Annotated in this window: 13 protein-coding genes; 2 read left to right on the top strand and 11 right to left on the bottom strand. The window is 72.2% G+C overall.

Features of this window, described 5'->3' with window-relative positions; all coding sequences use genetic code 11:
- Positions 1 to 1143 carry a class I SAM-dependent methyltransferase gene (locus ACPWUT_RS09395; protein ID WP_425836829.1) on the bottom strand — a complete coding sequence of 381 codons (1143 nt, stop codon included), beginning with the start codon at positions 1141 to 1143 and terminating at the stop codon, positions 1 to 3.
- Complete coding sequence (locus tag ACPWUT_RS09390) at positions 1140 to 2441, bottom strand: DUF4921 family protein (protein WP_425836826.1); 1302 nt, start codon at positions 2439 to 2441, stop codon at positions 1140 to 1142. Before ACPWUT_RS09390 ends, ACPWUT_RS09395 begins: the two co-directional genes overlap by 4 nt.
- Positions 2442 to 2495: 54 nt before the next feature.
- Between ACPWUT_RS09390 and ACPWUT_RS09385 the strand changes: the two genes are divergently transcribed.
- On the top strand, positions 2496 to 2876 hold the full coding sequence (locus tag ACPWUT_RS09385; RefSeq protein ID WP_425836823.1) for a DoxX family protein: 381 nt from the start codon (positions 2496 to 2498) through the stop codon (positions 2874 to 2876).
- Between the two features lie 37 nt (positions 2877 to 2913).
- On the opposite strand, the gene ACPWUT_RS09380 is transcribed toward ACPWUT_RS09385, so the two are convergent.
- Complete coding sequence (locus ACPWUT_RS09380) at positions 2914 to 3771, bottom strand: NYN domain-containing protein (protein WP_425836820.1); 858 nt, start codon at positions 3769 to 3771, stop codon at positions 2914 to 2916.
- Positions 3772 to 3882: 111 nt separating this feature from the next.
- Between ACPWUT_RS09380 and ACPWUT_RS09375 the strand changes: the two genes are divergently transcribed.
- Positions 3883 to 4254 carry a PLD nuclease N-terminal domain-containing protein gene (locus ACPWUT_RS09375; protein WP_425836817.1) on the top strand — a complete coding sequence of 124 codons (372 nt, stop codon included), beginning with the start codon at positions 3883 to 3885 and terminating at the stop codon, positions 4252 to 4254.
- On the opposite strand, the gene ACPWUT_RS09370 is transcribed toward ACPWUT_RS09375, so the two are convergent.
- The 8 genes from ACPWUT_RS09370 to ACPWUT_RS09335 form a co-directional block, all read right to left on the bottom strand.
- Entirely contained in the window at positions 4251 to 5519 is a 1269-nt protein-coding gene (locus ACPWUT_RS09370) for a sugar ABC transporter permease (RefSeq protein ID WP_425836814.1), read from the bottom strand. The genes ACPWUT_RS09375 and ACPWUT_RS09370 overlap by 4 nt on opposite strands.
- A complete protein-coding gene (locus tag ACPWUT_RS09365; protein ID WP_425836811.1) occupies positions 5516 to 6304 on the bottom strand; it encodes an ATP-binding cassette domain-containing protein in 789 nt (262 codons plus the stop codon). The genes ACPWUT_RS09370 and ACPWUT_RS09365 overlap by 4 nt, the downstream gene beginning before the upstream one ends.
- An 81-nt stretch (positions 6305 to 6385) precedes the next feature.
- Entirely contained in the window at positions 6386 to 7474 is a 1089-nt protein-coding gene (locus tag ACPWUT_RS09360; protein ID WP_425836808.1) for a sugar ABC transporter substrate-binding protein, read from the bottom strand.
- Positions 7475 to 7645: 171 nt separating this feature from the next.
- Entirely contained in the window at positions 7646 to 8854 is a 1209-nt protein-coding gene (locus ACPWUT_RS09355) for a sugar ABC transporter permease (RefSeq protein WP_425836805.1), read from the bottom strand.
- On the bottom strand, positions 8851 to 9669 hold the full coding sequence (locus tag ACPWUT_RS09350) for an ATP-binding cassette domain-containing protein (protein ID WP_284528030.1): 819 nt from the start codon (positions 9667 to 9669) through the stop codon (positions 8851 to 8853). Before ACPWUT_RS09350 ends, ACPWUT_RS09355 begins: the two co-directional genes overlap by 4 nt.
- A gap of 50 nt (positions 9670 to 9719) precedes the next feature.
- Positions 9720 to 10787 carry a sugar ABC transporter substrate-binding protein gene (locus tag ACPWUT_RS09345; protein WP_425836802.1) on the bottom strand — a complete coding sequence of 356 codons (1068 nt, stop codon included), beginning with the start codon at positions 10785 to 10787 and terminating at the stop codon, positions 9720 to 9722.
- A 33-nt stretch (positions 10788 to 10820) separates the two neighbouring features.
- Positions 10821 to 12008 (bottom strand): ROK family transcriptional regulator, encoded by a 1188-nt coding sequence (locus tag ACPWUT_RS09340; protein WP_284527698.1) that lies wholly within the window; start codon positions 12006 to 12008, stop codon positions 10821 to 10823.
- Positions 12009 to 12159: 151 nt separating this feature from the next.
- Entirely contained in the window at positions 12160 to 13143 is a 984-nt protein-coding gene (locus tag ACPWUT_RS09335) for a Gfo/Idh/MocA family protein (protein WP_425836798.1), read from the bottom strand.
- Positions 13144 to 13178: the final 35 nt, after the last annotated feature.

Here is a 13178-nt window from a genome sequence, read left to right as displayed (position 1 = left end):
TCAGCGCCGGGTCGACACGGTGACGGTGAACTTGGCGTCGCGGGCGACCTGACGTGTCGGCCCCACGAGACGCTCCAGCGTCGGCCGGTAGCCCAGCGGCGAGTTCCACACGGCCCAGAGCTCTCCGCCGGGGCGCAGCACGCGCGCCGCATCGGCGAAGAGCCGCGGGGCGACCCGGTCCGACACCGCGGCGCCGCTGTGGAAGGGCGGGTTCAGCGCGATGAACGACGCCGAGGCGTCCGCCCGGGACCGCAGGGCGTCGTCGCGGACGACCTCGACGCGATCGGCGACGCCATTGGCGGCCATCGTCTCGAGCGCCGACGCCACGGCGACCGCCGACTGGTCGGAGGCGACCACGTGCAGTCCCAGATGGTGCAGCGCCAGGTGGGCGGCGATCACCCCCGTGCCGCATGCGAGGTCGAGCAGAGGATCCTCGCGGGTGCCCGCGCCCGGCGGGAACGAGACGGGAAGGTGGGCGAGCAGCAGGCGCGTCCCGATGTCGAGGCGCGCGCCGGCGAACGCGCCGCCGAAGGCGCGGACCTGCATGCCGTCGACGACGCTCGCCGCAGGCTCCGGATCACGCCCGTCGCGCGGGCTGCGCGCGACGAGCACGCGCGACTTCTGCCGCGCGTGGGTGATGTCGAGCGACGAGAAATGCGTCCGGAGCACGTCGTTCATCGCCGTCGACATGTGCTTGATGCGGCCACCGGCATAGACGACGACGTCCGGCGAGGCGTGCGCGGCGATCAGGCCCGCGACATCGCGCAGCGCGTCGAGCGACCGCGGCAGGCGGAGGAGGACCACTCGGGCGCCTTCGACCAGCGGGGCCGTCAGCGGCATCGATGCGAAGTCCGGCCGCATTCCGAGGGCGCCGGCATTCGCCGCCAGGGCCTCCTCGCCGGTGACGGCGTCCTGGTGGACCCGCACTCCCCGGGCGCCCGCATGGATCGCCCCGAGGGTGAGCGCACCGTACGCGTCGCCGATCACCACGAGGCCGCCCGCAGCGCCCGCTGCCGCGGCGTCGAGGTCCGCCCGCGCGTCGGCCGACTCGTCGAGGAGCAGGCGGTCGGCGGCATCGGCGGCGACGAGCCCCGGGGCCTCGACGTCGGGACGGCGCCGCAGCTGCTCGTATGGGAATGTCACTCGGAATCGATCCCCTCGGAGTAGCGCAGCCTCGTGTCGTCGGCGGTCACCTCGTCGCCCACGCGGATTCCCGGAGCGATCACCCCCCGACGGCGGAGCTCCTGGAGGTCGGCGACGGCGCGGCGGCGCAGCTCCCACGGGTCGATCGTGTTGACGTACACCTTCGTGCCGCCTTCGAACCCCGCCGGATTGGAGATCCGCCACTTCAGCACCACGCGCCAGGGCATCGGCCACGGCGCCTCGGGCGGGCGGTAGTGCCACTCCTCATTGGTGGGCACATGCACACCGGTGACCGCGTGGAGGGCGTGCACGAGGTCGGACACGGCGCGGACGCCGGCGGGGGAGTGATCCTGCGGCAGGTTCTCCCGCGCGGTGGAGAACACCTCGAACGCGGGGTAGCGGTGGCCGACGCCGGCGACGGCCACCGCGCCGTCGTTCGCGGCCACGACCAGGCCCTCGTCGACCGACAGATCGATGATGCGGTGCTGGTACAGCAGGTGGTCGCCCGCGAGCATCCGCAGCTCGCGGTCGGTCTGCGGACCGTGCTCGTCGATGGCGACGAGCTGCTTGTGCAGATGCTCGAACGAGGCGCCCGCGGGGCGCAGCCAGTTCTGGAAGACCGACACGTACGCGGCGTGCGGCTGAGCGGCCTGGATGTCGGCCAGCGCGGCGACCGTGAAGGCGACGTACGCGCCATGCTCGTCGGGGGTCAGCGCGCCCGACGAGACGAGCTCGTCGTCGCGCTCCGCCCCGTCGGCCACGTGGCGACGCGCGACGATCACATCGTGCGACCCGCCCAGCAGATCGAGCGTCGCCTCTTCGAGCGACGAGATCGTGCCCGACGCGGCGGCGCGGATCGCGGCCAACTTCTCGAGATGAGCGCGACCCACCGGGTTGGACAGGTAGTCCCGGGCCCATTCGATGATCGACGCGGGCTGGCGGAACCCGTGGTTCTCGCGCCAGTACTCCGCCGAGACGATCTCGAAGAGGTTCCCGAACCGCCGGAACTCGGCGACGGTGTCGTCGACCTCGTCCGCAGGCACCCGGCGCAGCTCGCGGAAGTCCGGGCCGACCAGCCGCGCCTTCTCCGGCGTCGTCTCCAGGTAGCGGTCGGTGCAGAAGGCGCACAGCCGGCGCTCCTCGCCGGGAGCCAGTCGGCGCGGGTCGTCGCGCGGCGCAGCCAGGGGCCGATGCGCCCGGCCGGGGACGGTCCACACCCGCGTGCCGGTGAGCGGTCCCACCTGCTTGACGGTGCCGTCCGGCATCCGCACGATCGCAGACTGCGCCCCATCGCTCACGTCACCAGCCTACCGACGCGCCTCGCATCCGGAGGCGCGGGCTACGCTCGGGGCATGAGGACTCTCGCGCGGTGGCTGCTCGCAGCCTCGATGGTGTTCGCCGGCGTCAGCCACCTGTTCTGGGCGCGCCGGGAGTTCCAGGCGCAGGTCCCCGACCTCGTCACCGAGGTGCTCCCCATCGACAAGGACGGTGTCGTCGTGGCGTCGGGTGCGGTCGAGATCATGCTCGGCGCGGCGCTGGTCGCCCTGCCGCGCGAGCGCCGGCGCATCGGCGCCCTGCTCGCCGCGTTCTTCGTCGCCGTCTTCCCCGGCAACATCGCCCAGGCGCTCGGGAAGCGCGACGGATTCGGTCTCGACAGCGATGCCGCACGGTACGGCCGGCTGCTGTTCCAGCCCGTCCTCGTGGCGTGGGCCCTGTGGAGCACGCGCCGCTGACCCTCCGCGCGGGCTGATCGGGCCCGGCGCCGACCGGTCAGCGGTCGCCGACCAGGCGCACGCGCACGATGTTGGTCGACTCGTCGAGCTCTGCGACGGCCGGATGGGCCTTCACGAAGTCCGAGAAGGACCGATGGCCCAGGCCCTTCTCGCTGAAGGACGGATCCATCCGCTTGATGAGGTTCTTCACCGCCGACAGATGCACCCAGTCCTCGTCGGTGCGCTCCTGCTCCAGGCGCAGCGCCCTCGCCAGCAGCTCCGCGGTCGGATCGGCGGCGACGCGCTTGCGGCGCGATGCCGGCGCCGACTCGGGCTTCTTCGCCGGCTCCGGCGCCTGGACGCCCGGCAGCGTGTCGTACGCGTCGAACTGGTCGCACGCCGCCGCGAGGGACTTCGCCGTCGATCCGGCCACGCCGACGCCGACGACCACGCGGCCGAGCCGCTTGCACCGCTGGGCGAGCGGCACGTAGTCGCTGTCGCCGGCCACGATGACGACGTGGGTGAGGTCGGGCAGGCGGAACATGTCCTCCACCGTGTCGACGGCGAGGCGGATGTCGGCGCCGTTCTTCGCGTACGCCGCGGCCGGGAACAGCTGCACGAGGTCGACGGCGCGCGCCACGAGCTGCGAGCGGTACTCGGCGTTGACGGGCGAGGACCAGTCCGCGTATGCGCGCGTGAGCACCAGCGTGCCGAACGACGCCGCATAGTCGATGACCGCCCCGACGTCGATCGTGGCGTCCTTGAGGCGCTGGGCGACCTCGGGCTCGGCGGAGTTCTCGGCGATCTTCTGCCGGTCGCGGGCGAACGAGTTGCGGCCGTGCACACGGTCGTACCAGCTCATGACGATGTTGTCGAAGTCGAGGTAGACGGCGACGCGGTTCTGCGGATCGGGCATGGCACCAGTGTGTCAGGCTCCACGGCGGACCGGGGGATCGCGCGATCGGCGACGCGGCCGAGGCGCGGATCGGGGATGCGGCGGACCGCGGCGGCCTCCTAGACTCCCGACATGCCGTTCCTCGTGTCGCTGCTCGTCGTGACCGTGATGGTGCTCGCGATCGTGGACATCATCCTGCGCGACCAGAGCCAGGTGAAGCACCTGCCCAAGCCGGTCTGGCTGATCCTCGTGATCCTCATGCCGCTGATCGGCTCGATCCTCTGGTTCGCCCTGGGGCGCGAGTGGCCGGAGCGGCAGGCGGCGCCGCGCGCGCCGCAGTTCGCGCCCTGGGCGTCGGCGCCGCCCGCCCCGCCGACGGTGCGCCGCGAGGAGCGCTCGACCGAGCAGCAGCTCGCCGACCTCGAGCGGGAGATCGAGGAGGACCGCCTCCGCGCCGAGCTCGCCCGCCGCCGTTCGCAGCAGGACGGGCCCGGCCGCAGCTAGGCCCGCGCCCCGCCGCTGCGCACGCGCGACAGGGCGTCGACGGTCGCGGCGAGGATCAGGACGCCGCCGGTCACCAGCAGGTTGATCCCGGCCTCCAGGCGCAGGAGCGCCAGCCCGTTGATGATCACGGCGATCACGAGTGCGCCGATCGCGGCGTGGACGAGGCGTCCGCGGCCGCCGAACAGGCTCACGCCGCCCACGACCGCGGCCGCGACACCCGAGAGGACGATGTCGCGCCCGGCGGCACCGTCGACCGACCCGATGCGCGCCTGCGCGAACAGTCCCGCCACGACCGCGAGGCCGGAGCAGATCACGAAGCACCACCACTTGATCCACCGCACCTTGATGCCCGAGCGCCGTGCCGCCTCGGCATTGCCGCCGATCGCGTACACGTAGCGTCCGAAACGGGTGCGATCGAGCACGAAGGTGCCGATCCAGAGGATGGCGAGCACCACCGGCACGATGATCGGCACGCCCTCGATGGGGATGACCGACTGCGAGCGGTTGAGGTTCAGGATCGCGACCGCCGCGCCGCCGAGGACGGCGATCACCGCGAGCTTGATCCACACGAGCGAGATCGCACGGTTGGGCACGCCGGCGCGCGTGCGGCGCCGCCGGTCCCAGAACGACGTCGCCCCGGAGATGAGCAGCATGACGGCGAGCATCACCCACCCGCCCCAGACCGGCAGCCGGCCGTTCTGCAGCGCGATGACCTCGGGGGCGTTGATCGGATACAGGCCGCCCGCGCCGATGATGAGGAGTGCGAGCCCCTGATAGCCGAGGAAGAGGCCCAGGGTGACGACGAACGAGGGGATGCCCACCCGCGCCACCAGGAAGCCGATCAGGGCGCCGGTGGCGATGCCGACCGCGAAGCCCGCCGCGAGGGCGAGCGGCCACGGGATCCCGCCCTTGACGTTCAGGACGACGAACGCCGCCATCGACACGCCGCCGGTGACGCCGGCGGACAGGTCGATCTCTCCCAGCAGCAGGACGAAGACAAGCGCCATGCCGAGCACGACGAGCGCCGCGGACTGGTTCATGAGGTTGGCGAAGTTGATCGGGGTGAGGAAGAAGGGGCTCAGCGACCCGAAGAGGATCGCCAGGAAGACGAGCCCCGCGATCGCGGGGAGCGCGCCCATCTCTCCGCCCCGCACGCGCTGCCACCAGGCGCTCAGCTGGTCGCTGAGGCCGCCCTCGACGCCGCTGCCGATCAGGTCGCTCGCGACGGGGTCGGGAGCCGCCGCGGTGCGCTCGGTCGTGGTCATGCGTCTCCTCCGATGGCGATGGTGCTGGTGCCGATCAGGTCGACGCCGGCGGGCACCTTGGTGCCGGTGATGTAGCCGACGATCTCGTCCCGGGTCGTCTCCGCCGTGCGCACCTGGGCCACCATCTGGCCGAGGTACAGCACGGCGATGTCGTCGGCGACGGCGAACACATCGGTGAGGTTGTGGCTGATGAGCACGACGGCGACGCCCTGGTCGCTCAGCCGCCGGACGAGGTTGAGCACCTGCTCGGTCTGGGCGACGCCGAGAGCGGCGGTCGGCTCGTCGAGGATCACGACGCGTGCCCGCTTGAGCACGGCGCGCGCGATCGCGACCGTCTGGCGCTGGCCGCCCGAGAGGGAGGACACCTTCTGACGCACCGACTTGACCGTCCGCACCGACAGCGAGCGCAGCGTGTCGGACGCGTCGCGCTCCATGCGGCCCTCGTCGAACGTGCCCCCGGAGAGCTCCTCGCGCCCGAGGAACATGTTCTGCACGATGTCCAGGTTGTCGCAGAGGGCGAGGTCCTGGTAGACGACCTCGATGCCGAGTCCGGCCGCGTCCCGGGGCGTGTGCAGCGTCACCGGCTCGCCGTCGAAGAGCACCTCTCCGTCGTCGTAGGGCTGCACGCCCGCCAGTCCCTTGATGAGGGTGGACTTGCCGGCGCCGTTGTCGCCGACGAGCGCGGTGACCTTGCCCGGCATGACGACGAGGTCCACCCCCTTGAGCACGCTTACGGGGCCGAAGGCCTTCTTCACTCCGCGCAGTCTGATGATCGGTTCTGTCATGTCCCGCTTCCTTGCGATGTCATGGGATACGTGACGGGAGGCGTCGCGCCCGCGAAGACGCGACGCCCCCCGAGGCGGGTGTCACTCGACGCCGAACTCCGCGCACTTGTCGGCGAGGCTCACACCGTCGATGTCGCCGGTGCAGATCTCGGCGGCCGACGCGTCACCGGCGGCGACGACGTCCTTCACCTGCTCCGGTCCGACGAGCTGGGGAGCCACCGCGATGTACGGGGTGCCGTCCTCGAGCTTCTGGTCGGCGGCGACGGTCTCGCCCTTGAGGAGTGCCGTGGCCACCTCGACGGCCTTGTCGGCCTCGAGCTTGACCGGCTTGTACACCGTGGCCGTCTGCCAGCCGGTGAGGATGTTGCGGAGCCCCTCGAGGTTCGCATCCTGACCGGAGACCGCGACGCCCTCCAGGCCCTTGTCCTGCAGGACCTTGATGACGCCGTCGGCGTTGGTGTCGTTGGCGGCCCAGACGCCGTCGACCTTGCCGTCGTTGGCCGTCAGGGCCTGCTCGAAGTTGGTCTGCGACTTCGCGCCGTCCCACACGCCGGTGGGCTCGGCGACCGCCGTGATGCCCGCGGCCTCCATGACCTCCACCGCGCCCTCGCGGAACATCGCCGCGTTGCCGTCGGTGGGGTCGCCGCCCATGTAGAACACCTGCGCCGTGGCCGGGTCCTTGCCGGCGGCCTTCAGCCCGTCGAGGACGGTCTGGCCCTCGAGGCGGCCGACCTCGACGTTGTCGAAGGACACGTAGTAGTCGGCGCCGGCGAACGGACGGTCGTAGGCGATGACCGGGATGCCCTGGCCCTTCGCCTTGGTCGCCACGCCCTCCGCGGCGCCGTTGTAGTCGACGAGCAGCATGACGCCGCAGCCCTGGGTGAGCTGCTGGTCGGCGATCGTCGCGTACTTGGACACGTCGCCCTGCGCGTTCTGGATGTCGACCTCGAAGCCGGCCCCCTCCAGACCCTCCTGCAGGTACTTCCGGTCGAAGTTCTCCCACCGCGGCGACGAGGCCGCGTCGGGGAGGATGACGCACGCGCGCCCGGCTTCCGGCGCGGGTTCGCCGTCGGTCGAGGTGGGCGTCGGGGTGCCTCCGCCGGCACAGCCGGCCAGGAGGAGGACGGCGCTGCTGAGCGCAGCGGCCGCCAGGAGAGCGGACTTCTTCATCATTCGCCTTTCCACATCGAAATCGCGAGCCGAGGGAGGCGCGTCGTCGCACCACCTGGTGATGATCCTGATGAGTTCACCTCTTGGAGTCAAGACATGAACATAAAGAAGAGATATCGGTCTCGCATCGTTTGCGTGGTGAACTCAGAATGCGGCGACGAGGGGCGCGATTCAGCCGCGGCCGGCGGCCGCGCGCGTGCGCCGCGACAGGGAGTCGACGATGACCGCGAGCACGAGGACGACCCCCGTCACCACGAACCGCACGGAGGAGTCGAGGTTCAGCAGGGTCAGCCCGGAGCTGATCGACTGGATGACGATGACCCCCAGGAGCGCCGCGAAGGCGGTCCCGCGACCGCCGAAGAGCGAGACGCCGCCGATCACCGCCGCCGCGATGGCGTTGAGGTTCGTGTCGCCGGTCCCGGTGCTCTGATTGGCGGCCGCAAGGCGCCCGGCGGCGAGGACCCCGCCGACGGCGGCCAGGGTGGCGCACAGGACGAAGACCGACAGGTAGATCCGCTCCACCCGGATGCCGGCCCGGCGCGCCGCCTCCACCGATCCGCCGACCGCGTAGACGGCCCTGCCCCAGCGGGTGCGGGAGAGGACGAGGTGCACGGCGACGACGAGCGCCACGAAGAAGACGAACATGACCCCGACGCCCCGCGAGAGGTTCAGGTACCACGCGGCGCCGAGGAGGAGGACGAGCGTCACGGCGCTGCGCGTGACGATCTCCCACGTGCTCCGGCTGTCGAGGTTCGCCGCGGCGCGCCGCACCGCGCGACGGCGGGCGGACCAGGCGTACGCGGAGACCGAGGCGACCACGAGCACATAGGACAGCCACGGCGGGAGGAACATCTGCTGCGCGAACTGGACGATCCACGAGTCGAACGGCAGGTTGATCGATCCGGTCTCCCCGAGCACCCACAGCTGCACGCCGAGGACGCCGAGCAGCCCGGCGAGGGTGATCACGAAGCTCGGCAGGCCGAAGCGGGTGTAGAGGAGTCCGTAGAGCAGTCCCACCGCCGCGCCGGAGGCGACGGCGGCCAGCAGCGCCAGCACCAGCGGCCACTCGGCCTGCACGAAGGCCACGGCGAGGATCGCGGCGGCCATGCCCGAGACCGAGCCGACCGAGAGGTCGATCTCGCCGAGCAGCAGCACGACGACGATCCCGAGGGCGATCGTGCCGATCGAGGCGCACTGCATCGTCAGGTTCACGAGGTTGGTGCTCGAGAGGAACACGGGGTTGAGCGTCTGGAACACGCCCCAGATCACCGCGAGCCCGGCGATCACCGGCAGCGCCCCGAGGTCGCCTCCCCGGATGCGCGTGCCGAACGACTCCAGGCGCGCGCGCAGCGCGGGACGCGGTTCGTCGCCTGCGCTCACGAGGTCTTCCCCGGACGGCGGCGGCGGTCCGACAGCGGGATGATCGGGCTCTGCGGACTGCCCGGGCGTTCGGGGGGCGGCGGGGCGGCGCCCGCGCGCCGGGAGACGTCGATGGCACCGGTGATCGCGGCGATGAGCGTCTCGCTGGTGACCTCGGCGGCGGTGAACTCGCCGTTGTTGCGCCCGAGCCGCAGGACGGCGACGCGGTCGGCGACCGCCAGGACGTCGGCCATGTTGTGACTGATGAGCACGACCCCGTGCCCGCGCTCGCGGAGGCGCTCGATGAGGTTCAGCACCTCGGCGGTCTGGGCGACCCCGAGCGCCGCCGTGGGCTCGTCGAGGATGACGACGCGCGGCTGGCCGATGAGCGAGCGCGCGATGGCGACCGTCTGTCGCTGCCCGCCCGAGAGCGCCGCCACCGGCGTGCGGACGGAGGGGATCTTCGCCGCGAGCTCGCGGAGCAGCGTCCACGTGCGCTGCTCCATGCCCACCTCGTCGAGGGCGCCGTCGATCGTCAGCTCGCGCCCGAGCCAGAGATTGGCGACGACGTCGAGGTTGTCGCAGAGCGCCAGGTCCTGGAACACGGTGGCGATGCCGAGCTCCTGCGCGTCGGCGGGGCTGGCGATCTCGACCGCCTCGCCCTCGAACTCGATCGTGCCCGCGTCGGGCGCGTGGACGCCGGCCAGCACCTTGACGAGCGTCGACTTGCCGGCGCCGTTGTCGCCGATGAGGGCGACCACCTCGCCCTCGTTCACCCAGAAGTCCACGTCGGTGAGCGCGCGCACGGCGCCGAAGCGCTTGCCGACGCCGCGCATCGTCAGCACGCGCTCGCGGGATCGACCCGTCCGGAGCGGGGCGGGGGTCGTCACGGGGTCTCGTCCTCACGGATGCCGGCGGCCGTGCACGCGGCTGCGTACGCGGGAGTACAGATATCTTCGACAGTCCAGAAGCCGTCCGCAATCACCGTCGACACGATGTCGTCGACGGTGACGGCGACGGGCACCAGCAGAGTCGCCGGCGTGCCGTCGACCTCGAGCTCGCCGGTGACCTCGCGTCCCTCGACGAGGTCGACCGCGACGTCGGCGGCGCGCTCGGCCTGCGGGCGGAGCGCCTTGTAGACCGTCATGTACTGATCGCCCGTGAGGATGCGCTGGATCGCGGTGAGCTCGGCGTCCTGACCGGTCACGATCGGGAGAGGCTGCACGTCGGCCGCGCGCAGCGCCGCGATCGCGCCGCTGGCGGTCCCGTCGTTGGCCGCATAGACGGCCGAGATCCTCTCGCCGTACTGGCTGATCTGGCCGGCGACCCAGTCCTGCGCCTTGTCGGGGCTCCAGTCCGGCGTCGAGTACTCGGCCAGCACCGTCACCCCGCGCTCGGCCAGCACGCGGCGGGCGCCCTCGCGGAACAGCGCCGCGTTGCTGTCGGTGGGCGACCCGTTGACCATGAGGACGCCGCCGTCGGGTGCGCCGTCGGCGGCGAGCGCCTGCGCGAGCGCCTCGGCCTGCAGCTCGCCGACGCGCACGTTGTCGAAGGAGATGTAGTAGGCGAGCCCTCCGCCGTCGACCAGGCGGTCGTAGGCCACGACGGGCACGCCCTGCGCGGTGGCGGCTCCGACGATCGTGGCGGCCGCCTTCGCGTCGACGGGATCGAGGACGAGCACCTTCACGCCCGCGGCGAGCGCGGACTCCGCCTGCTGCTGCTGCTTGGCGGCGTCCTGATCCGCGTTCGCGTAGAGGACGTCGTAGTCTCCCCGCGCGGCGACGCGCTCCTCGAAGATCGGACGGTCGAACGTCTCGTACCGCGCCGTCTTCTTGTCGGGGAGCAGCAGCGCGATCTCCGGCGCGCCGCCGACGGGCGCGCAGCCGGCCGCGGCGATCGCGAGGAGGCCCGCGAGCACGGAGGCTGCGGCGGAGAGAGGGGTGCGACGCTGCACGAAGGGGTCTCCTCGGATGGGATGGTGCCCGGGTCAGGCCAGACGCGCGGTGACGTCGGCGTCGACGCTCACGTGATCGAGTGCCATCGCGATGGCGCCCCGCGTCTCGCCCCATTCGCCGAACGACGAGGCGACGATCTCCGGCAGCCCGCCCGTCGCCGGCAGCGCCGAGCGCGCGAGGGCGTGCCGCATCGGCGCGAGCAGGATCTCGCCCGCCTGGGCGAGCTCGCCCCCCACGATGATGACCTCGGGATCGAAGAGATTGCACAGGCTCGCGACAGCGATCCCGATGTGGCGGCCGGCATCGGCGATCACTCGGTGCGCCGCGCCGACGCCCGCGTCGGAGGCGGCCAGCAGGTCGGCCAGGCGCTGCATCCCCTCGCTCTCGGGGAACAGCGCCAGCAGCGCGGGCGCCGCCGCGTACATCTCGAGGCAGCCGCGGTTGCTGCAGCGGCAGACGGGGCCGTTCTCGTCGATCGTCACGTGGCCGATCTGCCCCGTCTTGCCGCTCACGCCGCGGAACAGGTCGCCGTCGACGACGAGCCCGGCGCTGATGGTGTGGCCGACGCGCACGAACACCGACGAGCTCGCGCCGCGGCCGCTGGCCTCGCGGGCCTCGGCGAGGCCGCCGAGGTTCGCCTCGCTGTCGACGAACACCGGGCGGCCGATGCGGGCCGACAGGCTCGCGGCGACGTCCACGCCCTCCCATCCGGGGAGCAGCCCCGGTGTGGACACCATCCCGGTGCGGGGGTCGATCGGGGCGGGCAGGGCCACGCCCACGGCGAGCAGATCGCCGAGCGAGCCGCCGAGGGATTCCACCATGTCGCCCAGCAGCAGGGTCAGCCGATCGAGCTCGGCGTCGTGGCGGTGACCGGGTGCCAGCGGGACGACGGTCTCGGCGACGGTCGTGCGCGTGGCGTCGGCGATCGCGATGTGCAGCTGCCGGGTGCTGAAGTGGGCGCCGGCGACGAGGCCCACCCGGCGGGCGAGCGCGACGAGGGTCGCCCGGCGGCCGCTGCGGGAGGTGAACGAGGTGTGGAGCACTCCGGCGGCGGTGAGCTCCTTGACGATGTTGGACACCGTCGCCGGCGAGAGCCCGGTGCTGCCGGCGAGCTCGATCTGCGTCAGGCGCCCATGCCTCTTGAGGGACTCGACGACGCGAGTCCTGTTGGCTTCCCGGAGCGACGACTGCGAACCGGGTGGCGTGTTCCGGCGTACCACGAACGACACTGTACCTCCTGGGCGTGCCCCGGACCTGCTGGGCGTGGCCTGGACCTGCTGGGCGTGGCCTGGACCTGCTGGGCGTGGCCTGGACCTCCTGGGCGTGGCCTGGACCTCCTGGGCGTGCCTGGGCCCGGAGTCGCCCGCCGGGTCAGTCCTTGTCCGGGTAGACGACGCCCACCTGCGCGCGGATCTCGTCGAGCGCGGCCATGATCGCGACGCTCTCGGCGAAGGGCAGCAGGTCGCTGTCGGTGCGGCCCTCGGCGAGCAGCTTCTCGGCGTACAGCGCCTGGTACTGCATCCCGCGTCCGTCGACCTCGGAGCGGTACTCCTCGAGGACGTCGCCGTCGGGCGTCACCACGCGGAAGGCCGTCGGGGTGTACCAGACGCGGTCGATGTCGATGCGGGCGTCCGCGCCGACGATGCTCGCGGTGTTCGGCCCCGCGCCGCGCGACGAGGTGACGAACGAGGAGACCGCGCCGCCGGCGTGGACCATCGAGGCGGCGACCTCGCTGTCGGCGCCCGTGTCGGCGAGCCGGCCGAGGGCGCGGATGCCGGTCGGCTCCCCGAGCACGTCCCAGATGAACGACATCGGGTACACGCCGAGGTCCAGCAGCGCCCCGCCGCCGAGGGCGAGCGCGTTCAGACGGTGCTGCGGATCGGCGGAGATCCGCTGCGTGTGGTCGGCGAAGACGGTGCGCACCTCGCCGAGCGTGCCGGCGGCGACGATCTCGCGGATGCGCACCATGTGCGGCAGGTAGCGGGTCCACATCGCCTCCATGGCGAGCAGCCCGGCGTCGGCGGCGATGTCCTGGAGGGCCTGCGCCTCGTCCGCGTCGAGCGTGACCGGCTTCTCGATCAGCACGTGCTTGCCCGCCTGGAGGGCGAGCGCGGCGTCCTCGAAGTGGCGGCTGTGCGGGGTCGCCACATAGACGATGTCGACATCGGGATCGCCCACGAGCGCCTCGTAGGAGGAGTGCGCCCGGGGGATGCCGTACTCGTCGGCGAAGGCCTGCGCAGCCTCGGGGCGGCGCGAGCCGACGGCCGCGACCGTCCGTCCCGCCGTCCGCAGGTCGCGGGTGAAGGCGTGCGCGATGCCGCCCGTGGCGAGGATTCCCCAGCGAAGTCCGGTCATGGGTCGAGCCTATCGACCCGGCGACCGCGCGTCAG

The sequence above is a fragment of the Microbacterium sp. PA5 genome (genome assembly GCF_049860775.1).
Taxonomy (GTDB): Bacteria; Actinomycetota; Actinomycetes; order Actinomycetales; family Microbacteriaceae; genus Microbacterium.
The sequence above is the reverse complement of the archived record's forward strand: the minus strand, read 5'-3'. Positions and strand labels throughout refer to the sequence as shown.

Bases quoted from the DNA above. Each gene is read 5' to 3' on its own strand.
- ACPWUT_RS09335 (WP_425836798.1), bottom strand. From the start codon at position 13,143: ATGACCGGACTTCGCTGGGGAATCCTCGCCACGGGCGGCATCGCGCAC.
- ACPWUT_RS09365 (WP_425836811.1), bottom strand. From the start codon at position 6,304: ATGACAGAACCGATCATCAGACTGCGCGGAGTGAAGAAGGCCTTCGGC.
- ACPWUT_RS09385 (WP_425836823.1), top strand. From the start codon at position 2,496: ATGAGGACTCTCGCGCGGTGGCTGCTCGCAGCCTCGATGGTGTTCGCC.
- ACPWUT_RS09375 (WP_425836817.1), top strand. From the start codon at position 3,883: ATGCCGTTCCTCGTGTCGCTGCTCGTCGTGACCGTGATGGTGCTCGCG.
- ACPWUT_RS09350 (WP_284528030.1), bottom strand. From the start codon at position 9,669: ATGCGCGGCGTCGGCAAGCGCTTCGGCGCCGTGCGCGCGCTCACCGAC.
- ACPWUT_RS09380 (WP_425836820.1), bottom strand. From the start codon at position 3,771: ATGCCCGATCCGCAGAACCGCGTCGCCGTCTACCTCGACTTCGACAAC.
- ACPWUT_RS09370 (WP_425836814.1), bottom strand. From the start codon at position 5,519: ATGACCACGACCGAGCGCACCGCGGCGGCTCCCGACCCCGTCGCGAGC.
- ACPWUT_RS09360 (WP_425836808.1), bottom strand. From the start codon at position 7,474: ATGAAGAAGTCCGCTCTCCTGGCGGCCGCTGCGCTCAGCAGCGCCGTC.